This window comes from Colwellia sp. 6M3 (genome assembly GCF_014077595.1).
Taxonomy (GTDB): Bacteria; Pseudomonadota; Gammaproteobacteria; order Enterobacterales; family Alteromonadaceae; genus Cognaticolwellia.
In genome coordinates this window covers 1-23,149 of the sequence record NZ_JACGWF010000031.1, presented here as the reverse complement: position 1 = coordinate 23,149, position 23,149 = coordinate 1, and the positions used below count along the sequence as shown (strand labels likewise).

The 23,149-nt window shown below is 38.9% G+C and carries 21 protein-coding genes; 13 read left to right on the top strand and 8 right to left on the bottom strand.

All coding sequences use genetic code 11. The features are described from left to right. Positions 1–44 precede the first annotated feature (44 nt). Together H4J50_RS08865 and uraH (H4J50_RS08860) are read right to left on the bottom strand one after the other, a co-directional pair. On the bottom strand, positions 45–482 hold the full coding sequence (locus H4J50_RS08865) for a YtoQ family protein (RefSeq protein WP_182255801.1): 438 nt from the start codon (positions 480–482) through the stop codon (positions 45–47). A gap of 45 nt (positions 483–527) precedes the next feature. Then, positions 528–881 (bottom strand): hydroxyisourate hydrolase, encoded by a 354-nt coding sequence (uraH, locus tag H4J50_RS08860; protein ID WP_108455920.1) that lies wholly within the window; start codon positions 879–881, stop codon positions 528–530. Between the two features lie 247 nt (positions 882–1,128). Here uraH (H4J50_RS08860) and H4J50_RS08855 point away from each other — a divergent pair, with 247 nt between their 5' ends. Then, positions 1,129–3,312: a malate synthase G gene (locus H4J50_RS08855; RefSeq protein WP_182255799.1), complete on the top strand. Its 2,184-nt coding sequence runs from the start codon at positions 1,129–1,131 to the stop codon at positions 3,310–3,312. Positions 3,313–3,317: 5 nt separating this feature from the next. Beyond that, positions 3,318–4,154 (top strand): bifunctional allantoicase/(S)-ureidoglycine aminohydrolase, encoded by an 837-nt coding sequence (locus H4J50_RS08850; protein WP_182255797.1) that lies wholly within the window; start codon positions 3,318–3,320, stop codon positions 4,152–4,154. A gap of 114 nt (positions 4,155–4,268) precedes the next feature. On the opposite strand, the gene H4J50_RS08845 is transcribed toward H4J50_RS08850, so the two are convergent. Continuing rightward, the gene (locus tag H4J50_RS08845; protein WP_108455923.1) at positions 4,269–4,754 is read right to left on the bottom strand and encodes a MarR family winged helix-turn-helix transcriptional regulator; all 486 of its coding nucleotides are present in this window, start codon (positions 4,752–4,754) and stop codon (positions 4,269–4,271) included. Between the two features lie 241 nt (positions 4,755–4,995). Here H4J50_RS08845 and xdhA point away from each other — a divergent pair, with 241 nt between their 5' ends. From xdhA to H4J50_RS08800, 9 genes are all read left to right on the top strand, one after another. Further along, positions 4,996–6,453, top strand: a complete 1,458-nt coding sequence (xdhA, locus tag H4J50_RS08840; protein WP_182255795.1) for a xanthine dehydrogenase small subunit — start codon at positions 4,996–4,998, stop codon at positions 6,451–6,453. Continuing rightward, a complete protein-coding gene (gene xdhB / locus H4J50_RS08835) occupies positions 6,446–8,809 on the top strand; it encodes a xanthine dehydrogenase molybdopterin binding subunit (RefSeq protein ID WP_182255793.1) in 2,364 nt (787 codons plus the stop codon). Before xdhA ends, xdhB begins: the two co-directional genes overlap by 8 nt. 10 nt (positions 8,810–8,819) lie before the next feature. Continuing rightward, positions 8,820–9,734: a xanthine dehydrogenase accessory protein XdhC gene (xdhC, locus tag H4J50_RS08830; RefSeq protein ID WP_182255791.1), complete on the top strand. Its 915-nt coding sequence runs from the start codon at positions 8,820–8,822 to the stop codon at positions 9,732–9,734. Between the two features lie 288 nt (positions 9,735–10,022). Beyond that, entirely contained in the window at positions 10,023–10,523 is a 501-nt protein-coding gene (gene uraD / locus H4J50_RS08825; RefSeq protein WP_108455927.1) for a 2-oxo-4-hydroxy-4-carboxy-5-ureidoimidazoline decarboxylase, read from the top strand. After that, positions 10,520–10,861, top strand: a complete 342-nt coding sequence (uraH, locus tag H4J50_RS08820) for a hydroxyisourate hydrolase (RefSeq protein ID WP_182255789.1) — start codon at positions 10,520–10,522, stop codon at positions 10,859–10,861. The genes uraD and uraH (H4J50_RS08820) overlap by 4 nt, the downstream gene beginning before the upstream one ends. Before the next feature lie 34 nt (positions 10,862–10,895). After that, positions 10,896–11,390, top strand: a complete 495-nt coding sequence (locus tag H4J50_RS08815; protein ID WP_204100681.1) for an ureidoglycolate lyase — start codon at positions 10,896–10,898, stop codon at positions 11,388–11,390. Positions 11,391–11,512: 122 nt separating this feature from the next. Continuing rightward, positions 11,513–12,799 (top strand): guanine deaminase, encoded by a 1,287-nt coding sequence (guaD, locus tag H4J50_RS08810; protein ID WP_182255787.1) that lies wholly within the window; start codon positions 11,513–11,515, stop codon positions 12,797–12,799. A 48-nt stretch (positions 12,800–12,847) separates the two neighbouring features. After that, the gene (locus H4J50_RS08805; RefSeq protein WP_182255785.1) at positions 12,848–14,038 is read left to right on the top strand and encodes a urate hydroxylase PuuD; all 1,191 of its coding nucleotides are present in this window, start codon (positions 12,848–12,850) and stop codon (positions 14,036–14,038) included. A gap of 304 nt (positions 14,039–14,342) precedes the next feature. Further along, complete coding sequence (locus H4J50_RS08800; protein WP_108455932.1) at positions 14,343–14,969, top strand: TetR/AcrR family transcriptional regulator; 627 nt, start codon at positions 14,343–14,345, stop codon at positions 14,967–14,969. On the opposite strand, the gene H4J50_RS08795 is transcribed toward H4J50_RS08800, so the two are convergent. The 4 genes from H4J50_RS08795 to bhcB form a co-directional block, all read right to left on the bottom strand. Then, positions 14,966–15,832: an urea transporter gene (locus H4J50_RS08795; RefSeq protein ID WP_182255783.1), complete on the bottom strand. Its 867-nt coding sequence runs from the start codon at positions 15,830–15,832 to the stop codon at positions 14,966–14,968. The two genes, H4J50_RS08800 and H4J50_RS08795, sit on opposite strands and share 4 nt — an antisense overlap. A 242-nt stretch (positions 15,833–16,074) precedes the next feature. After that, the gene (gene bhcD, locus H4J50_RS08790) at positions 16,075–17,073 is read right to left on the bottom strand and encodes an iminosuccinate reductase BhcD (protein ID WP_182255781.1); all 999 of its coding nucleotides are present in this window, start codon (positions 17,071–17,073) and stop codon (positions 16,075–16,077) included. 254 nt (positions 17,074–17,327) lie between these two features. Then, positions 17,328–18,473, bottom strand: coding sequence for a 3-hydroxy-D-aspartate aldolase BhcC (gene bhcC, locus H4J50_RS08785; protein ID WP_182255779.1), 1,146 nt, complete (start codon positions 18,471–18,473; stop codon positions 17,328–17,330). 51 nt (positions 18,474–18,524) lie between these two features. Then, positions 18,525–19,502, bottom strand: coding sequence for a beta-hydroxyaspartate dehydratase BhcB (gene bhcB / locus H4J50_RS08780; RefSeq protein WP_220466144.1), 978 nt, complete (start codon positions 19,500–19,502; stop codon positions 18,525–18,527). Positions 19,503–19,903: 401 nt separating this feature from the next. Between bhcB and H4J50_RS08775 the strand changes: the two genes are divergently transcribed. Further along, positions 19,904–20,674 carry an IclR family transcriptional regulator gene (locus H4J50_RS08775; RefSeq protein WP_182255777.1) on the top strand — a complete coding sequence of 257 codons (771 nt, stop codon included), beginning with the start codon at positions 19,904–19,906 and terminating at the stop codon, positions 20,672–20,674. A gap of 127 nt (positions 20,675–20,801) precedes the next feature. Beyond that, positions 20,802–21,233: a heme-binding protein gene (locus H4J50_RS08770; protein ID WP_182255775.1), complete on the top strand. Its 432-nt coding sequence runs from the start codon at positions 20,802–20,804 to the stop codon at positions 21,231–21,233. Positions 21,234–21,347: 114 nt separating this feature from the next. Here the strand turns inward: H4J50_RS08770 and H4J50_RS08765 are convergent, their stop codons facing one another. Continuing rightward, the gene (locus tag H4J50_RS08765; protein ID WP_182255774.1) at positions 21,348–22,958 is read right to left on the bottom strand and encodes a SulP family inorganic anion transporter; all 1,611 of its coding nucleotides are present in this window, start codon (positions 22,956–22,958) and stop codon (positions 21,348–21,350) included. Positions 22,959–23,149 lie beyond the last annotated feature (191 nt).

Sequence of the window (23,149 nt, the reverse complement as noted above, 5' to 3'; positions counted from 1 at the left end):
CTTTATTTTATATTTAAGTGATTAATTAAGAAGTTATCTTTCTATTATTGTTTAATTACATATTCAATGATTTTGATAATATCGTCTGTTGTTTTCGCCCAAGCTAATGCCATAGCATCAACTTCTTTAAGTGGATGAATAATACTCTCATCATGCAGAGTGATATAAGGCTTACTCAAGGCAGCACATTGACCAGCATCAAAAGCCGCGTTCCATTGTTTATATTTGTCACCAAATCTAATAATGGCTAGGTCGCAATCATTAATCAGCGTTTGCGTTCTTATTGCGTTTACTTTTGAAGACTGATGGTCGCGCCAAAAGGGATCTTCTGCATGCCCTAAATGATCGCCCGCAGCATCGCTAAGCTCATGCACTGTAACTGGCGAAGTAAATACTACAGGTAGCGATTTGCAGCCTTGTTCTATTTGTTTGCGCCAATCGGTATGAATTTCACCTGAGAGATAAATATTCCATTGTTTCATGCTGAACACCTTTTTTAAAATATTGAAAAACGACTGAATTGTGATTTAGCTTCCACGATATGTCGAATAACTCCACGGGGAAACTAATAAAGGAACATGGTAATTGGCATCAGCATCAAAAATACCGAAATTGATTGGAATACGATTTAAAAAAGCAGGTTCAGTACTATCGCCTGTGATCTTTGAAAAGTAATCGCCAACATGAAAAACAATCACGTATTCACCCACTTCGATATCATTAGCGTCAAGTAACAACTCATCAGTTCTACCATCAGCATTTGTTATTAAGGTTTTAATAAGCTGATGCTCAGTACCTTCTACTCGAAAGAACTCGAGTTTTATGCCTTGTGCAGGAACGCCATTTGCAGTGTCTAATACGTGTGTGGATAACTTAGCCATTTATTATTCCTTGTAGAACTAACTAAAACTTAGATGTTCTCAGTATAGTTTTTCAGTATAGTTTTTCAGTAAAAATTTGAATGCGATTAAATAAAACACTTTTCTTCAGCATACTATAGAGCAGTTTATTTTAAATTGTCAACAATTTTGTTTACAATTAACTGTCTTTGTTGACAGGTGTTAAGTATTTGTTTACATTTATGGGTAATGAAGCTTTAAATATCCAAGAGTAATGAGTAATTAATACATGACAAAATTCCAACAAAAAGACTTATTAAAAGTTAATAATGATTTAGTAACCTTTATCAAAGAAGAAGTGCTGCCTGGCTTGAATATTTCAGAGCAACACTTTTGGACGGCTTTATCTGAAATCACCCACGAATTAGGGCCTGAAAACAGAGCGCTATTAGTTAAGCGAGATAAAATACAAGCACAAATAGATCAGTGGAATTTAAAGCATCAAGGCCAGTTTGATCTGTCAGCGTACAAAACATTTCTAACAGAAATTGGTTACTTGGTGCCAGAAGGTGAAGACTTTAAAATAACTACCCAAAATGTAGATTCTGAAATTAGCACACAAGCAGGTCCTCAACTTGTGGTGCCAACTGCTAATGCACGCTTTGCATTAAATGCGGCTAACGCACGGTGGGGAAGTTTATATGATGCACTCTATGGTACCGATGTTATCAGTGATGAAGGTGGAGCATTAAGAGGGCGATCACATAACTCGATTAGAGCAAACAAAGTTATTGCTTATGGTAGAGACTTCTTAAACGAACATTTTCCTTTGATTAAAGCTACTCATCATGATGCTAGTGCTTATTCGATTAACAATAATAAACTATTGGTAACATTAAACGATGGCACAACAACACAACTACAAAATAGCCAACAATTAATCGGCTATCAAGGAACGCAAAGCAGCCCAAGTTCTATTTTACTAACCCATCATGATTTACGCGTAGCGATTGAAATAGACCCGACTTCAACCATTGGTAAAACTGATGCTGCTGGCGTAAGGGATATTACCTTAGAGTCCGCGCTGACCACGATACAAGATTTTGAAGATTCTGTTGTAGCCGTTGACGCGAAAGAGAAGATTAAGGTATATCGTAATTGGTTAGGTTTAATGAAAGGGGACTTAAGCGAAACCATCGAAAAATCAGGTCAGGTTTCCAAACGTATTTTAAAAGCAGATAAAGTTTATCAAAACCTTGCAAACGAAAGTTTTAGTGTACACGGCCGCAGCTTATTGTTTTGTCGCAACGTTGGCCATTTAATGACAAACCCCGCAATCGTTGATAAAGACGGCTTTGAAATTCAAGAAGGCATTATGGACGCTATGATCAGCACCTTGATTGCGCTACATGATTTGCAAAAAAACAACCTGCATCGTAACTCCAGAAATGGCAATGTGTATATTGTTAAGCCTAAAATGCATGGCCCTGAAGAAGTAGCATTTGCTAATAAGCTTTTTAACGCGGTTGAAGATGCTTTAAGCTTAGACAGAGATACCATTAAAATTGGTGTTATGGATGAAGAGCGCCGCACGACGGTAAACCTAAAAGAATGTATCAGAGCCGTTAAAAGCCGCGTTGTTTTTATTAATACGGGGTTTTTAGATAGAACTGGCGATGAAATTCACACCAGTATGTTGCTTGGTCCTATGGTCGCCAAAGGTAATATGAAAGCACAGCCTTGGATTAAAGCCTATGAAGATTGGAATGTAGATATAGGGTTAGCTTGTGGTTTTACAGGTAAAGCGCAAATAGGCAAAGGTATGTGGGCAATACCCGATGAAATGGCGGCAATGATGAAAGCAAAAATTGCTCACCCATTATCAGGTGCTAATACCGCTTGGGTACCATCACCAACGGGAGCAACGCTTCATGCTATGCATTATCATCAAGTTGACGTATTTGCTCAGCAAAAAGAAATTGAAAAAAGACCACGCGCTAACATTGATGATATCTTAACAGTACCTTTGCTTAGCGACGTTAGCAGCCTGACTACAAAAGACATTGAGAATGAATTAAACAACAATGCACAAGGCTTACTCGGTTACGTCGTAAGATGGGTTGACTTAGGTATGGGAGCGTCAAAAGTTCCTGATATAAACAATATAGGTTTAATGGAAGACAGAGCCACGTTACGTATTTCAAGCCAACATATTTGTAATTGGCTAGAGCACAATATTCTAACACCAGCGCAGGTTAGGTCATCTTTAGAGAAAATGGCGATGGTGGTTGATCAACAAAATTCACACGATAACGCTTACCAAGCGATGTCAGACGATTTTGACAACAGCTTATCTTTTCAAGCCGCGTTAGATTTAATATTTAAAGGTAAAACCCAACCTAATGGGTATACCGAACCATTGTTGCATGAATACAGAAAAAAATTCATTGCAGCCCAGACATCAAGGAAATAAAGACCATGTCAGATAAACACACTTACTATGCACCAACCGGTGGTTTACCACCACAAACACAATTGATTTCAGACAGGGCAATTTTTACTGAGGCATATGCCATTATTCCAAAACGTGTGTTAACTGATATTGTGATCAGTTACTTACCTTTTTGGGAAAATATGCGTATGTGGGTTATCGCGCGTCCATTAAGTGGTTTTTCAGAAACCTTTTCACAATATATTGTTGAAGTTGGCGCAAATGGTGGCTCTGAAAAACCTGAATTAGACGAAAAAGCAGAAGGTGTGCTGTTTGTTGTTGAAGGCGAAATGGACGTAAATATTGAAGGCGTTAACCATCACCTTGAAACAGGTGGTTATGCTTATTTACCGCCTGGTTGCAAATGGACGCTAAAAAATAACAGCAGTGCCAACGTTAAGTTTCATTGGATCCGCAAAGCGTATCAATTTGTGGAAGGCATCGATGCACCTGAAGCCTTTGTTACCAGTGATAACGAAGTAGAAGGCATTGAAATGCCCAATACTGGCGGCGTATGGAAAACCACTCGCTTTACTGAACAATCAGATATGCGTCATGACATGCACGTGAATATTGTTACATTTGAACCCGGTGGAGTTATTCCGTTTGATGAAACTCATGTCATGGAGCACGGCCTTTATGTATTAGAAGGCAAAGCGGTTTATCATCTCAATGGTGAATGGGTTGAAGTAGAAGCAGGTGATTTTATGTGGTTACGTGCCTTTTGCCCACAATCTTGTTATGCCGGTGGCCCAGGCCCGTTCAGATATTTACTGTACAAAGACGTAAATAGACATATGCCTTTTATACGTCCTGCTAAGTAATTATTTACGGAAGACCTTACTAAAGAGATAACTAGAAACGCATGTAATAATCAAATTTAATGACATTACTTGCGTTTTTTTATACCTGAACATCAACGGCTAAATATGGATTGCTTAGTAGCCTATTTGCGTAAGGTAGCGCTTTAATAAATGCTCAAATTGCGCTTGCTCTGCTGATGTAAAACAAGACACTACGGCTTTTTGGCTTTGCGCATGTTCAACAATCACTTTCTCAATAAGACTTAAGCCTTTCGGCGTGAGAGAAACAGTGACACTGCGTTTATCTTTTTTATTGGTTGTGCGTTTAACCAGTTTTTTACTTTCAAGTAAATCAATTCGACTGGTCATCGTGCCTGAGGTTATCAACATTTGTTCAAGCAATTGATTTGGCGAAAGCGCATGCGGAGGGCCGATACGCAGCAACGTCGCTAAAACATCAAAGCCAGCATCTGTAAGTTCGTAATCACGAAATGACTTAGTTAATTCATCGCTCATGTGCTTTGATATTCTTAATACTCGGCTAGTAATAGCCATAGCTTTAGTATCGAGTTCTGGCATTTGAATTGCCCATTGCTCAATTTTTTTATCGACTTCGTCCATTATGTTTCCGAGAAATATCCACGAGATTTTTGGGATTTTAAACTATTATTATGATGTTAAGGCTAGCAAATTATTCGTTTGAAAGCTATTGAGCTAAAGCGTTAACAGAGTATGCGCTAAAGTAATTTTTAATATTTAACGCGAAAAACATTAATTGACACTTGTGTCAGGTTTTTATTCTGATATATTTAATACTACATAAGCACTTTATAAAATCACAAAACAAGAAGCGAAATTCAATATGACCATAAGTACAGTGCGTTTTTTATTAAACAACGACGTTGTTACAATAGAAAATATAGATCCTAATTTAACGGTTCTTCAGTATTTACGTGAAGAGCGATTTAATAGTGGCACCAAGGAAGGCTGTTCCTCAGGAGATTGTGGCGCTTGTACGGTTGTTATTGCTGAGTTAACCAAAGATAACCAAACGCTAGATTATAAATCGATAAATGCCTGTATTAGCTTTGTCGGCAGTTTACACGGTAAGCAACTGATCACCGTAGAGCATCTTAAGCAGGGTGCAAAACTGCATCATGTTCAACAATCTATGGTCGATAATCATGGCTCGCAATGTGGTTATTGTACACCAGGCTTTGTTATGTCTTCATTCGCCTTACATAAACAAAATAACAAGCCTAACCGAACAGAAGTACTAGAAGCGCTGGCGGGTAATTTATGTCGTTGTACAGGCTATCGCTCAATTATTGACGCGGCTATGGCGTCTAGTGAGCATTGCGAAGCTGACTCATTTGCCGAACATTATAGTCAAACAGTACAACAGTTGAATGAGTTTAAAACCTTACCTTCAGCGGCATTATCAAATGCTCGTCATCATTACTTCGCGCCAAAAACTGTCGTAGAGTTAGCCGAAAAATTATTAAAAAATCCGTCAGCAACTTTAGTGGCCGGTGCTACTGATTTAGCATTAACGGTGACACAAAATTTAGCCACCATTGAAGACCTAGTTTATTTGGGAGATGTGGCTGAATTAAACATGATAGAAAACACGGCTGAAGAATTTATTATTGGCTCAGCAGTGCCTTACAGCCAGTTTACTCCAATGTTACATAAAGAATATCATGAGCTTGGTGAAATGATTGAGCGCATAGGCTCAAGACAAATCCGTAATAATGGCACTTTAGGTGGCAATATTGGTAATGCTTCGCCTATCGGTGATATGCCGCCAGCTTTAATTGCGTTAGGTGCAGAAATGACCTTGCAATGCGGTGACAGCGAACGAAAAATAGCAGTAGAAGACTTCTTTGTTGATTACAAAAAAACGCTGTTAAACCCGTCTGAGTTTATAAAGAACATTTATATACCTAAATCTGCGCCAGATAAGGTTTTAAAGGTTTACAAAATATCTAAACGCATTGATGACGACATTTCTGCAGTTTTAGCGGCCTTTAATATCGAACTTAAAGATAATATTGTCACCAATGTTCGTATTGCCTTTGGTGGCATGGCGGGTATTCCTATGCGCGCTAAACAATGTGAAGCCGCCTTGTTAAATAAAACCTTAAATGGCGAAAGTATCACCGCAGCGCAATCAGCATTAGCACTCGACTTTAAGCCGATGTCAGATGTACGTGCTTCTGATAAATATCGCATGAAAGTGGCACAAAACTTAATTCAAAAGTGTTATTTAGAATTACAAAGTAAACAGATTGAAACACGGGTAGTTAATTATGCGTAGTCTTATAAATACAAAGCACTCTAACGAAAATATCAATGCAGAATTAGCTTCTGTCGGTCAAGGCGGTGTTGGTCGCTCTAAAAAGCATGAAAGCGCTGACAAACACGTCAGTGGCGAAGCGCTTTATATTGATGACAGACCAAGCCTTCAAGGGCAGTTACATGCTGCTGCAGGTCAAAGTACCATTGCACACGGCCGCATTAAAAGTATCGATTTATCGGCCGTTAAAGCAGCTGAAGGCGTTGTGGCCGTGATCACGGTTGAAGATGTTCCAGGACATACCGATATTGGCCCTGTATTTCCGGGTGATCCGGTGTTGGCTATTGGTCAAGTGGATTATATTGGCCAACCAATATTTGCTGTAGCAGCTACCAGTCATGATTTAGCTAGACGTGCAGTTAAATTAGCGAAAATTGAATATGAAGAATTAACCGCTGTATTAACGGTAAAAGATGCCTTAGCGAAACAAAGCTTTGTTCGTCCGCCATTTACCATGAAACGAGGCGATTCAGAGTCTGCAATTGAACAAGCAGAGCATCAATTATCGGGTGAAATTTCTGTTGGAGGTCAAGAGCACTTTTATCTTGAAGGGCAAGTGTCTACTGCCGAGCCAACTGAAGACGGCGGCATGACCGTGTTTTCATCATCACAGCACCCGAGTGAAGTACAAAAGCTAGTGGCTGAAGTGCTTGATATTCCTCTAAATAAAGTGATTGTAGATACTCGCCGTATGGGCGGTGGTTTTGGTGGTAAAGAAACTCAAGCTGCGCCTTGGGCTTGTCTAGCTGCGCTTTTATCTAATCAAACCAAACGTCCTGTAAAGTTTAAATTAAGCCGATCAGACGACATGTGTATGACAGGTAAACGTCATCCTTTTGAAAATAATTACCGCGTTGGTTTTGATAATAACGGTCAAATTAAAGGTATTAATATCGAAGTAAACGGCAATTGTGGTTATTCACCTGATTTGTCAGATGCCATTGTCGATAGAGCTATGTTTCATTCTGATAACGCGTACTTTTTAGATCAAGCAACGGTTACCGGTAATCGTTGTAAATTAAATACTGTGTCGCATACCGCCTATCGTGGTTTTGGCGGACCGCAGGGCATGATGACCATTGAAATGGTGATGGACGATATTGCGCGCTATTTAGGTAAAGACCCGTTAGAAATCCGTAAAATCAATTTATACGGTAAAGATGAGCGCAATGTTACGCATTATCATCAAACGGTAGAGCATAATAAAATGGCGGAATTAATTTCATCATTAGAGCAAAGTGCTGACTACCAAGCGCGCAGAAAAAGCATTAGTCAGTTCAATATTGAAAACACCATATTAAAAAAAGGTATTGCTTTAACACCCGTTAAATTTGGTATTTCGTTTACTGTTCAACACTTAAACCAAGCAGGTGCCTTAGTACATATTTATACCGATGGTACTATTCATTTAAACCATGGTGGCACAGAAATGGGCCAAGGTTTATATACTAAAGTGGCCCAAATTGTTGCTGAAGAGTTTCAAGTTAACGTGGATACGGTCGGCGTTTCTGCTACCCGAACTGATAAAGTTCCTAATACTTCACCAACAGCGGCGTCATCAGGCACCGATTTAAATGGTAAAGCGGCACAAGCGGCAGCTATAACCATTAAAGGCCGTTTAATCGCGTTTGCTTGTGAAAAATATAACGTTAGTGAAGCCGAGGTACACTTTAAAGAAAGCCAAGTCATAGTGGGAACAGAAACATTCTCATTTGCAGAGTTTATTCAGCAAGCCTATATGGGCCGAGTGTCGTTATCTTCAACGGGTTTTTATAAAACGCCAAAAATACACTTTGATCGCGCAACAGGTAAAGGTCGACCATTCTTCTATTATTCAACCGGTGCTGCGGTATCTGAGGTATTAATTGATACGCTAACGGGTGAATATAAATTATTACGTGCCGACATTTTGCATGACGTAGGGCATTCGTTGAATCCAGCAATAGATATTGGCCAAATTGAAGGGGCATTTATCCAAGGTATGGGTTGGTTAACGACTGAAGAATTAGTCTGGAATGATCAAGGTCGACTGTTATCTAATAATCCTGCAACTTATAAAATTCCGGCAATCAGTGATACACCAAGTGATTTTAGAGTTGATTTAGTGCCTGACGATCCTAACCGAGAACAAACTATTTACAACTCTAAAGCGGTCGGTGAACCACCATTTATGTTAGGTATTTCAGTTTGGTCAGCACTTAAAGATGCAATTTCGAGTGTGTCAGATTACAAGTTAAGCCCCGCGCTTGATACGCCTGCAACCCCTGAACGTGTTCTTTGGGCTGTTGAAGCGATGAAAGACAGCGCACAAGCATAGGTAAATACTGATGACAACAAACTGGAGCAGCGCGAGCTATAAATTGAGCAAACAAGGCCAAGCCTATGTCTTAGTGACATTGGTTGGTGTTTCAGGCTCAACACCAAGAAATAGTGGTACAAAAATGGTCATCAGCAGTAACGACATTTTTGACACTATTGGCGGTGGTCACCTTGAGCATAAGGCGATTAAACAAGCGAAAAAAATGTTGCTCAGTGGTAAAACTTGCCAGCATATCGAACATTTTCAACTGGGCAGTAATTTAGGTCAATGTTGTGGTGGTAATACAACCGTGTTGTTTGAATGCTTTGCAACTACCGGCGTTAATATTATGTTGTTTGGCGCTGGCCATGTAGGCAAAGCTTTAGTGCCATTGTTAGCGCAACTGCCGTGTAAAGTAACTTGGGTAGATAGCCGAGAAGCAGAGTTTCCTGTTAATGCTGAGCAATATGATAATGTCCTTAAAGTCGTCAGTGACGCGCCAGAGCTTGAAGTAGCAAGCATGCCAGAAAATAGCTACTTTATTGTCATGACACATAATCATCAAATGGATTTTGAAATATCACAGGCAATTTTAAAGCGTGCTGATTTTCATTATTTAGGGCTAATCGCTTCTGATACCAAATGGCGCAGATTCAAACAACGTTATAAACACCGAGATATAGATGAAAACCAAGTTGCAAGAATGAATTGCCCGATTGGGTTATCTCAAGTTGGCGGTAAATTACCGATGGAAGTCGCCATTTCTGTTTCAGCTGAAATTATTAATATTTACCAAGCTGAACAAAAAAAAGTAGCGCAATTAGATGAAATACTTGAACAATCAGAAGAACATAGCTCAACAACGCCAGTGAACAAAAAACGCCCTAAATCGCAGCAAGGTATTCATTGGCAAGAACTTAAGCAATTACTTAACACTGACTAGGATTAAATTTGTCTAACATTTTATTTAACTAACAAAGACTATCAGGTGCTTGGTTAGTCGGAGCCAGTGATTTTCATGAAAGCTTATAAAACCGTTCTACAATGTGAAATACCTTTACGTTAGAAAGTGTTAGTAAAGAGAGTAATATACTTACTCTCAATAAAATAAATAAATAAATAATAAAACAAGTGATAGCTATGCTTTTATTAGTAGCATTTAGCTTGTATGTCTTACTTTAGCCAATCATTGCATGACAAAGAAACAAACCAGTTAATAACAGGAAATAAGATGAATTTAGCACAATTAAATGAATTAACTATCGATGAAGCCACACACACCTTTATGCAATGTTGTACATCTGCAGCTTGGGTAGAAAAAATGGTTCAGGCGCGCCCTTTTGCAGATAAAAAAGATTTAGAAACTAAAGCAGATATAGCGTGGCAAGGACTTGCTGAAGCAGACTATTTAGAAGCATTTGAAGGTCACCCACAAATTGGCAACGTTGATACGTTAAGAGCAAAGTATGCCAATACCAAAGAACTTGCCAGTGGTGAACAAAGCTCAGTCAGTGAAGCAACCGAGCAAGTAATTGAATCGCTAGCTCAAGGTAACGCAGATTATTTAGAAAAGTTTGGTTTTATATTTATTGTTTGTGCAACAGGTAAAAGCGCGGCACAAATGGTGGCATTATTACAAGCGCGTTTGCCAAACGATAAAGTAACCGAACTGACTAATGCGGCTGAAGAACAACGCAAAATATTTCACTTACGTTTAGAGAAATTAATATGAGCCAAATAACCACTCATGTACTCGACACTACTCGCGGTTTACCTGCGCAAAACTTACCTATTACTTTATTTGTTCAAACCAATGATGGTTGGAATGAGTTAGCGAGCGGTTTAACTAACGCCGATGGCCGAATTGCTGGTTTATTAGCTGACGATTTAGTGCTTGGTGCAGGAATTTATCGTATGCACTTTTCAACTAAACCGTATTTTTTAGCCAATAAAGAGCAAGGTTTTTATCCTTATGTTGATATCGTTTTTGAGCTAGATGGCAGTGCAAGTCATTATCATATTCCGTTGTTATTAACGGCGTTTGGTTACTCGACATATCGTGGTAGCTAATAAAGTTAAGTAGGTAACTATTATGTCAAACAACATACAAGTCGTTACGCCAAAGCCTTTAACACGCGAAGCTTTTAGTGCTTTTGGTGATGTTATTGAAGCTGATGCTGGCGCTAAAATAATTGAAATTAACGATGGCTTTACTCAGCGTTATCATGATCTCGCTAAGGTTGATGTCAGTGATAATGCAGGACACGCAATCATCAACATATTTCGCTCTACACCGCTAGCACAACCGATTGCCGTTAAAATGATGGAACGTCATCCACACGGCAGCCAAGCATTCATACCTATGGGCCAAAACCCATACCTAGTGGTAGTAGCTCCCGCAGGAGAATTTGACGTAAATAAGTTGGAAATTTTCATCGCAAATTCTGACCAAGGCGTTAACTATCATAAAGGCACTTGGCATCATTTCTGTTTAGCACTGGGAGGCGAAAGTGACTTTTTAGTGGTAGATCGCGGAGGTGAAGGTGATAACTGTGATGTGCTGGAATTAGATGGCTCTATCGTTATCACAGAAAGTTAATAACGTCGGACTCCTAATCAACAGTTATCGGTATTAAAAACTTAAAGTCAATTTTTACATTGACTGATAAATATAAACACTCGTTATAAAAAACAATAAATAAATCAGAAGGTAATAAATTAATGTTGAAAGTATATCGTGGAGAGTTACTGCATTTTTTGGCTGATCCTGCCAAAGTAGCTCTACAAGACAGTTATCAATATATTGAAGACGGGCTCCTCATCATTAAAGATGGGCTTGTTGAACAAGTTGGCGAAGCTAAAACGTTACTTAGCACGCTAGATAAAAATGTTGAGGTTATTCATTACGAAAATGGTTTAATGATGCCAGGCTTTATTGATACTCATGTTCATTATCCACAAACAGAAATGATCGCGTCATACGGCGAACAACTGCTTGAGTGGTTAGAAAACTATACTTTCCCATTTGAACGTCAATTTTCAGATCTTGAACACGGTAAAAAAGTCGCAGAGTTCTTTTTAACACAATTACTTGAGGCCGGTACAACAACCGCCTTAGTTTTTGGTACCGTACATAAAGAATCAGTAGAAGCCTTTTTCACCATTGCTCAACAGAAAAAATTACGCATGATTTGTGGCAAAGTGTTAATGGATCAAAATTGTCCTGATTACTTATCTGACACAGCACAAAGTGGTTATGATGACAGTAAAGCATTAATTGAAAAATGGCATAACACTGACCGTTTGCAATATGCTATTACACCGCGATTTGCACCTACCTGTTCAACCGAGCAATTAAACAAAGCAGGGCAGTTATTAGCAGAACACCCGAGTGTTTATTTGCATACCCATTTAAGTGAAAATAAAGCTGAAATTGCTTGGGTAGAAGAACTATTTCCAGATAGCGACGGGTATTTAGATGTATACGATAAAAGTAACTTACTCAGCCGACGTAGTGTATTTGCTCATGGCGTACATTTGCATGACAGCGAATGCCAGCGTTTAAGTGAAACTGACTCTGCTATTGCTTTTTGTCCTAGCTCAAACCTATTTTTAGGTAGTGGCTTGTTTAACCTTAAACAGGCAGAAAAGTTTGATGTTAACGTGGGTTTGGGTAGCGATATCGGTGCTGGCACAACGTTCTCTATGTTAAGCACGATAAACGAAGGTTATAAAACACAACAACTTCGCGGCGATAAACTTAGCCCATTTAAATCACTATTTTTAGCCACATTAGGTGGAGCTATAGCTTTAGATCTTGAAGGTACTATAGGTAATTTTGTTAAAGGCGCTGAAGCCGATTTCATTGTTTTGGATTATAACGCAACGCCTTTAATGGATAGACGTATGCAACATTGTAAAACACTTTCAGAAAAACTTTTTATACTAAGCATGTTAGGCGATGAACGTCATGTTAAAGCAACCCATATAATGGGTGAGCGGGTTTAAAAAATACAATAATAATAAAACAACAGATTTTGAACACTAAGGAATTTTATGGACCCGTATATTAATGAATGGCTCAATTTAGTCATTCGATTTGCACATCTTATTACAGGTATTGCTTGGATCGGCGCATCTTTTTATTTTGTTTGGTTAGACAATCATTTAGAAACACCACCACAAGAAAAAGCTGACAAAGGTATTGGTGGTGATTTGTGGGCCATACACGGTGGTGGTTTTTATGAAGTGGCGAAATATAAATTAGCACCACCAAAAATTCCTGAGACATTACATTGGTTTAAATGGGAAGCTTACACCACTTGGATCACAGGTTTTCTATTATTAACGCTTATGTTCTATGTTGGCGCTGAATCATATTTAATTGATAAACGTGTTGCTGACTTATCACAAATGCAAGCCATCTTGTTAGGTGTTGGTTCTATTGTGGTCGGCGTAGGTATTTACGAATTTTTAGTTAGAACTAAGCTAAGAAATCATGGCCTTATTTTAGGCTTGATCCTGCTTGTTGTAGCAACGGCATTATCGTATGGATTAACGCAAATATTCAGTGCACGTGGTGCTTACATGCATATGGGCGCTATTATTGGCACCATTATGGCCGGCAATGTGTTTTTCGGTATTATGCCGTCGCAACGTGCTTTAGTTAAAGCCGTAGAAGAGGGCAAAGCGCCTGATCCTGCTTATGGTTTAAATGCCAAAGTGCGCTCAACACATAACACTTACACCACCTTGCCCATTATTTTTATTATGATCTCAAATCATTACCCAATGACCTTTAACCATAGTGCTAACTGGTTAGTGTTAATGGTGATTATATTGATCACAGCGGCGGTTCGACAATATTTTGTTTTACGACACTTTGGTAAACAAAAGCCTTTAATTTTGGTTGCTTCGGTTGTTGCGACCGTTGTGTTAGCTGTAGCTATTGCACCGCGCTCAGTTGAGTTAAGCGCAGCGCAACAGCAACAAGTGGTGACTAATGGTGAGGTTACGCAAATAATTGAGCAACGTTGTGGCACTTGCCATGCAGAAACCCCGACCGATGACATTTTTACCATTGCGCCAGCGGGTATTGTATTTTCTGATATTGATACCATTAAACAATGGGGTCCACGTATTCAAGCACGCGTGATTGACGCCAAAGATATGCCATTTATGAATAAAACCGCGATGACAGATGACGAGCGTATGCGTTTAGCCATTTGGCTTGCGAACTCAAAATAACAACTCGCTAGGATTTTCTTAAAACCTAGGCGAAAATTGATCAACAAATGGCAGCTAGTATCCTAAATTTTTAGTGGTATTATCTGCCTTTTTTATCTTAGAGGCTTAGTTAGGTTTAAGTTAGGCTTAGCGCGCCACTCGTGTTAAAACTAACTTTATTTTGATATTATTTTTTGGATACTTATTTTTGACAGTATTTTTTGATAATAATAAGCAAAAATAAGTGGCATTATTGTCGCTAAGTATCTGTATATTTAACTAACGTGTAAATACCGCTAATGTTGACGTTGTAATAGGAATTTAAGTGAGTAAAGAAAAAGTAGTTGAAGGGACAATCCGACAAAAAAATAAAGCCATAATATTAGAAGCAGCAAAGAAAGAGTTTGTTACTTATGGTTTTAAAGGGGCATCGATAAAACGCATCGCTGAACGCGCTAATATTGCTCGTGCCAACATTCACTACTATTTTGCTGACAAAACTGATTTATACCAACAGTTACTGAGTGATATTATCGCGGTATGGAATAAAGATTACGACACACTAACTTTGGCTAACGAACCCAAAAAAGTGCTTAGTGCTTATATTCGAGCGAAGGTCATGCACTCTAAAAATGATCCCGATGCATCAAGAATTTTTGCAAGTGAGCTCATTCATGGCGCACCAGTTCTTAACGACTACTTAAATAATGATTTTAAAGTGTGGTTGAATACCAAAGTTATGGTTATTGAATCTTGGGTTGAACAAGGCCTTATTGACCCTGTTAATCCTTACCATTTGTTATTTTTAATTTGGAGTTCAACTCAGCATTACGCCGATTTTAACGTACAAGTTGTCGCGGCACTTGATAAAGAAGCAATGAACGATGACGACTTCGAAGAGGTGGTTGCTTCACTCACTCAAATCATTCTAAAAGGTTGCGGTATTAGCTAGAGAAGTTTATAAACCCCTGTTATTTTCGATTTTACCGCAACGACTATCCAGCTAACCAATACAAATGGCGCTGTTAATGCAGGTATAGCCAGTAAAGTAAGCGCTTGAGAAAGCAACACGCTCAGCAATATACCGATAAAAATCAAGTAATGTTTACCTTGGTAACGTTGAGCTAAAGCAATAGCAACAAGCGCAGCGTTAAAGCCATAACCACCAATTAATAATGTCCCTTCAGAATAACCTAAAGTTCGTGCGATCAGCAGGCCTGTTCCAGAACCAATTAATGCCCAAATAGCCAATTTGTACGAACTTACCAGCAAAGCAACAAAAAATATTAGCCCGGAAAGCCAATAACTTTGAAACATTACTTGGCCTAATCCTCGAAAAACCGTGTGAAAATCAGCAATGTCATGAGTTGAAAATTGTTCGGTTACTGGCGCTATACCTGAAACCTTCATAAAAAGTAATATACACCAAGTAGTCATTATAAAAGGTGCGGTAAAGATAGGGAATTTGGCACTATAGATGAGTAAAATATGGCTAAGTATGGTGGCAAAGCTAGCAGCGATAATGATTAATATTAACGACAAAAAACTCACGGGTAAAAAGAACCACACCGCCGTGCCAACAAGCGCGGCATTAAAGCCATAAACACCTTGCTGAACTAACCTTGAGTTGAATTTGCATAATGTAGCGGTGATAAAACTCACTAACACAGCCAACAATGCTCCTAACAACATGGTAACTGAATTAATAGCGATACCAAGACAGAACAGTAAGCCTGTTAAGGTGTTTTGTTGCAGCATAACTTGAGAAAAACTACGAAAAATAGTTTTACTGACATGATGGAGAGTGTGCTTCATTCTGGTATGTGCCTAAGTTTTAGCATGTAAAAGGCTAGTGTTATCAATTAAAAATGGTGATAAAGATTAAGGGTTTTAATATTACTGAGCCAGGTCAAACACGTTATTTAATACGCTATTTTAGGTGCACAATATTAAGGTGCAATTTCAGCGGCGATATTAGCACCGCTGAGTTTATTTACACCATTAATTTAAATGAAAACTAACAGAGAAATTAATAGCTAATAACTAAGAGTTAAAAACTAAAGTGAAAAATAAGTAGCTAAGCCTTTTTCTTCTGCTAACGCTGCGGCGACTGAGGCAACGGCTAAATCTTGCAAACCCACACCGGTGCCGTCGAATAACGTAATTTCATCATCACTCGTTCTACCGGGTTTTACACCATTGATAACATCGCCAATTGAGACAATATCGGTATCTTTAATCAAGCCAGAAGCAATTGCATGTTGTGCTTCACCAATGGTAATTGACTGTGCAAGTTCATCAGTAAACACACTAGCGGTGGCTAATAGCTCTGCATCTACTTCTTGTTTACCCTTAGTATCGGTGCCCATACACGCAATGTGCGTTCCTGGTTTTATCCACGCTTTATCGATTAAAGCCTCAAACGCTGAAGTAATGGTAATAATAACATCGGCTTGAGCACAAAGTGCTTCGCGACTAAGTCCTTCAAATGGCACGTTTAACTCTTTACAAACATCAGCAAGGTTACTCAATTTGTCAGCGTGTAAATTCCATGCCACAACTTTTTCAAAACTACGCTGTTCTAAAGCTGCACGTAACTGGAAGGTTGATTGATGACCTGCACCGACAATGCCTAACACTTTAGCGTTTTTACGGGCTAAATGAGCAATTGATACCGCAGAAGATGCCGCTGTACGAACGGCCGTTAAGTAGTTTCCACCGACTAATGATTTTAATTTACCTGTGTCAGGATCGAATAAAATAACAGTCGATTGATGGTTCGTTAAACCTTTATCTGTATTGCCAGGCCAGTAACCGCCTGACTTTAAACCCAGCACCATACCATCGCGATCAAAGCCTGACTTAAAACCATAAAGCGCATTTTCATGGCCAATGGCTTCACGGATCACAGGGAAGTTATAGGCGGTATTTTTCGCCATCGCAGCAAATACATTTTCTACGGCAATAAAGGCATTTTCTCTGCCGATTATTTTTTGGCATACTGCTTCAGATATTACTGAAACACCTTGGTTTTTCTTTATGGGAGACTGACTCATTATTGTATCCTTAAGTTATCAATTGGCTGAAATAGGGTCTTAAGTTGTTACTCTTTTATGCGATGAAAAAACTCCCAAAGGTAAGGTTAAAAGTCATTCGTTATTGTCGGTTGGGAAACAGATAAAAACGACAAGCTTAACCATTACTCCTTGGGAGAATAAAACTTTAAAACTGAATAAATCTGAATAAACCAAATGAAGTAAAGTATGATTTTCAAAAGGCCTTCATAAGGTTTAGTTTAAAAACGTGCAGATTAATAAGCTTTGCCACGAGCTGATACTGGCCACAGCACTTCAACTTTGCCATTGCGCACACCTACATAGTAGTCATGAACATTACAGGTAGGGTCACAATGACCAGGCACTAGCTTTAACTTTTCATTAATTTTTAAGACACCGTTAGGATCTGAAATCACGCCGTGTTCATCTGAGCACTTAATGTATTCAACATCATCACGTCCAAATATATAAGGTAAGCCGCTGTCAACAGATTGTGCTTTAAGACCAGCGTCACAAATAGCTTTATCTGTTTTTGTATGACTCATTACAGACGTTAAAATAAATAGGGCATTTTCAAATTCAGAGATTTTTTCACCGTTCTCATCGTGAATACGTTGATAATCAGCATCCATAAATGCGTACGAACCACATTGTAATTCGTTGAATACGCCCGAGTTACCTTCAAAGTAATATGAACCTGTGCCGCCACCGCCAACAATGTCGCACGTTAATCCTTCCACTTTAAGCATTTCAATGGTGCGAGCTACCATTGCAATCGCTATATCAAGCTTTTCTTTTCGTTCTTGAAAGTTTTCCATGTGCTGCATTGCACCTTGGTATGCTTGAATACCCGCAAATTTTAAGCCCGGTGTTGCATGAATTGCTTTAGCAATATCAACAACTGGCTGTCCTTCACTTACACCACAACGTCCAGCACCACAGTCTATTTCAACTAAACATTCAATTTCAGTACCGTGTTTTTTAACGGCAAGCGCAAGTTCTGCAACATTATCAAGGTCGTCAACACAACAAAGTGTACGCGCACCTAATTTAGGCATGCGGGCTAAACGGTCAATTTTTGCAGGGTCACGTACTTGGTTTGATACCAGTACATCTTTAATACCACCTCGTGCAAATACTTCTGCCTCAGATACCTTTTGACAACATACCCCGCAACTGTCGCCAAGCTTTTCTTGTAATAGCGCAATATCAACAGATTTATGCATTTTGCCGTGTACGCGATGACGAACCCCCATTGCTTTTGCATAGTTACCCATGGTGACAATGTTGCGCTCTAGGGCGTCTAAATCTACGACTAAACAGGGGGTTTGAATATCAGCTTCTGCCATACCAATAGCTGCCGGAATGTCGTAACCTACTTCTAAATTGCTTGTAGTCATTTTTATCTCCAAAATTTCTGTTGTTATTAAGTTTATGTCTTTGAACTGAATCTATTTATTCATCCATGGCAGTTTGTCTAAATCGACATTGCCACCGGTAAGAATTACCCCAATTCGTTTACCTTTGAAAACATTTGGGTTTTTGAGAATAATGGCTAATGTGACAGCACTACTAGGCTCTACGACTATTTTCATACGTAGCCAAATAAGCTTCATCGCAGCAATAATTTCATCTTCTGTTGCCGTTAAAATGTCGGTAACGTGATTTTTAACAAAATGCCAAGTTAAATCTTTTAACGGAACTTTAAGACCGTCTGCAACGGTGTCTGGAGCATCGTCAGCAATAATATGACCGGCTTTAAATGATCTGGCTGCATCGTCAGCATTTAGTGGCTCTGCAGCATATATTTTTATGTTAGGCGCTATGGTCGATAAGGTTAAGCAAGTGCCTGAAATCATGCCGCCACCACCGATAGGGGCTACAACCGTATCTAAATTTTCAACTTGGCTAGTTAACTCTTTTGAGCAAGTGGCTTGGCCTGCAATAACACGAGGATCGTTGTAAGGGTGCACAAAGTCAGCACCCGATTTAGCCACTACTTCAGCAAATACTGCTTCACGCGAAGTGGTCGAGGGTTCGCACTCAATAATTGTACCGCCATAACCAATAACCGCATCTTTCTTGGCTTGCGGAGCCGTTCTTGGCATAACAACCGTAACCGGAATACCGCGTCGACCAGCCGCATAAGAAAGTGATAACGCATGATTGCCTGACGAATGTGTCGCAACACCAATTTTTGCTGCTTCATCAGATAAACCAAATACGGCATTACAAGCACCGCGGACTTTAAACGCAGCCGCTTTTTGTAAGTTTTCGCATTTAAAAAATAATTCAGCACCGGCTAGTTCATTAATAAACTGTGAAGTTAAAACAGGTGTTTCATGAATGTAGGGCTTAATGCGATCGTGTGCTTCAAGTACATGGTCGTAAGTTGGAATGTACATAGGCTTTTCTGTTGAACTGCTCAAATTCGGCTCCTTTTTTATTGAATAACCACGGCTAAATGGCTGACTATTTTGTTTACTTAAAGGATTTAAGTGCGTTGCTTTTGTATGGGTTTATAAAAGCAGGTTTGATTTATTTAAGTTATTCCACCTTATGGAAAATGGTAGGGTCAGGCAATCAAGGTTGATTTCACTATATGAAATTATTTTATTGTTATTGTAATTACCATTTATTAAGTTCATAAAAATCAATCGTTAACGAGGTGGTTGTGTGCTGGCGTGTACGAGATTTCACAATGTGGAATTATTATTGTGTAATTTAGCTATTTATTATGGTTGTTTTAGCATTATATTTAGCTACAGAGTCAGTAAAGTAGATTTGCTAACAGCAAGTTAAATCCCTAATGGAAGACAGTGTGAGTTTTATGAAAAAGCATAAACCAGAATCTCGTATTCAAGTGATTGACCGAGCAGCGATGTTATTAGACGCAATTTCACGTTACTCATTACCCGTAACACTTAAGGCGTTGAGTGCTGATACTAATTTAGCGCCTTCAACGGCTTTTCGTATCTTGCATTCGTTGATTGATAACCACTTTGTTGATCGAGATAGTGTTGGCAGATATCAGCTCAGTGGTCGACTTATAAGACTCAGTAGTAATCAAAGTAACGCGATAGACTTTCGTCAGGTCGCTATTCCTTACATGGAAAAGTTACGTGATAAGTTTGGTGAAACTATTAACTTAACTACGCGCGAAGGTGATGTGGTTATTTATGTCGAAAAAGCGATTCCAAATCGTATGATGCATGTTCAACAAATTATTGGTAGCAGGGCACCGTTGCACGTGACCGGTGTTGGTAAAATGATGCTAGGTCGAGATGGTGTAGAAGGAATTAAAGGCTACGCCCAGCGCACAAATTTACCCACTTATACACGCAAAACCTTTTCAAAGTTCGATACCCTAGTTGACGAATGCTTAGCTTGTGTTGACCAAGGTTATGCATTTGATAACGAAGAAGCGGAAATGGGCGTTGGCTGCATTGGCGTACTTTTATATGACAAGTTTGGCGAAGTTGTAGCAGGGCTTTCAGTTTCGGCTCCAATTCAAAGACGTAAAGATGAATGGATCAAACATTTAGTTAAAGCAGGAAAGTCAATTTCCATTGAATTGGGTCATGTTATTGCAAAAGTATAAATGAGCCAAAATTTAATACAGTTCAAGTTAATACATATAACGTTAAATCAATAGAATCAATACATAACATAGGGTATTGAAGACCTTGGTTTAATAAGGAATTTTAAAAAACTAAAGAGTGTAAACTATGTTAACAGTAAATAGATTAAATCAAACAGAGGCGAAATTAATTATTGATGGCGCGGTAATAAAGGCAAAGGAGTTTGGCGTGCCTATGTGCATATCGGTTGTTGATGAGTCAGGAAACTTACTTGCTTTTGAGCGCATGGACGGTGGAAAAATACACAGCATTACGTTATCTCAAGATAAAGCTTTTACCGCCGCTTCAGCTCGCAAAGGTACCCATATTTTTAATCAGGCTTGTATTCCGGGCCATGAAAATAACTTATTTGGTATACACACCGCATTAGGTGGGCGTATGTGCATTGTAGGCGGAGGCTTACCCATTACTTATCAAGGCGAAGTAGTTGGTGGCATAGGTGTAAGCTCTGGCTCGCCGGAGCAAGATCTTGGTTGCGCGCAAGCAGGTGTTGATACCTTCGAGCAACTCTCATCGTAAATTACAGTTAATAAAAGTAAATAACTTTGGCTCTAGCCTTGCATTGCAAAAGAGCCAAAATAGGTAAATAGTTGAGTGTAGCGAGTACGAAATTACTCGCTACACTCAATAATATTATGGTTGTATTTGATTTTTTAAATAATACAACGCTTCAATTCTAGTATTAAATATCTGCTCTCTTGGTACTTTGTCAAATAATTGTAATTTATTAAAATCATCACGAACTCGCTGACAAATATTAGATAAAAGTATTTTTCTACCTTGTGTTTGATAACTCATAATAATTTCTTCAATAGCTATTGTGCTGGTAATGCCAACAAAACGTGCATCGGTAAAATCGATCAATAAGGCTTTATTTTCATCTAATTTTGACACACTTTGCTTTAACCCTCTTGCGACACCAAAACCTATTGGGCCTGATATGTTGAGTAAAAGTACATGGTTATTTAACTCAGTAAATAACTCTTTTTCGTAAATAGGTAAGTGCAGTGCGTCTTGCGCTGTTAAGAGCTTAATATTGTCTAATTGAATTTCTGATAACCGACGAATAGTAACTAAATTTGCCACAAATGCTGAAATTAATACCGCGGTAATTAAGTCAAATATAACCGCCATCACCATAGTTGAAATCATCAAAGCAACACTAAACAGTGGGATTTGATGTACACGTTTTAGAAAATTCCAATCAATAATACTGATACCAACATGGGTTAAAATTGCCGCGAGAACCGCCACAGGTATATAAGCCGTATATTCGCCGGCCCATAAGACAATAGCGAGAATAAAAAGTGCATGCAAAATACCAGATAAAGGTGTTGTTCCTCCTGCTCTTAAATTTGTGACGGTGCGCATGGTTGCGCCGCCACCGGGTAAGGCACCGAAAAAGCCTGCAATAATATTACCTATGCCTTGGCCCACTAGTTCTTGATCAGAATTATGTAAATCATTACTGATACTATCAACCGTTAGTGATGTCATTAAAGAGTCTAAAGTACTCAAGGTGGCAATCAATAATGCCGACTTGATCATTTCACCTATTAAATCACCTTGCCAAGTAGGGAAATTAAACGCGGGTAGCTCACTTGATATAGCACCAACAACCGGAATGGCACTGTCAGAAAAAATATAAAAAAGCGTTGCACCAATAACCGCAACAATACTTGCAGGTATCACTCGACTGAATTTTTGTGGCCAGACAAAAAGTACTGCTAAACAAACTAAGCCGAGCAGGGTATTTGTGCTGGTAAATATTGAAGATGAAAAAGATAAATCAGCAAGAGGCTTGCCAAATAAAGATGTAATTTGGGATAAAATAATCAGGATACCAACACCTGACGTGAAGCCTGAAATAACCGGATAAGATATCAGAGTAAAATACTTACCCAGCTTGAAAAAGCCAAAAAGCATTTGGAAAACACCTGCCATGCTAACCACGGTAAAGGCCATCGCAATACCATGTTCAGGAGATTGCGCTATAAAACTGGTTAAAATGGCCACCATTGCAATGGTTAAACCGGTATTAGGACCTGATATTTGTTGATTAGTACCACCAAATATAGAAGCAAATAACCCCGTTATAATAGCGCAATAAATACCTGCACTTGCACCCGCGCCCGACGTTACGCCAAAGGCTAAAGCAAAAGGTAATGCCACTATGGTAGAGGTAAGAGCACCAAAAATGTCGCCTTTGATACTACGACGATTAAAATGTGAAAGTTGAAGCATAACAGCCTAATAATAAAAATTTCAATGAAGGCACTAACGTAACCGCAACTAAATTTAGTTTGAAGTAATGCAGCACATTGCCCAGTGTAATCAGTTCATCAAGAACTAAAGTCTAGTATACAAGAAAAACTAATTTCTTGACACTATTGACAGGTTTTCTGATTTAAGTATAGGATGAAGTTGTTACATGA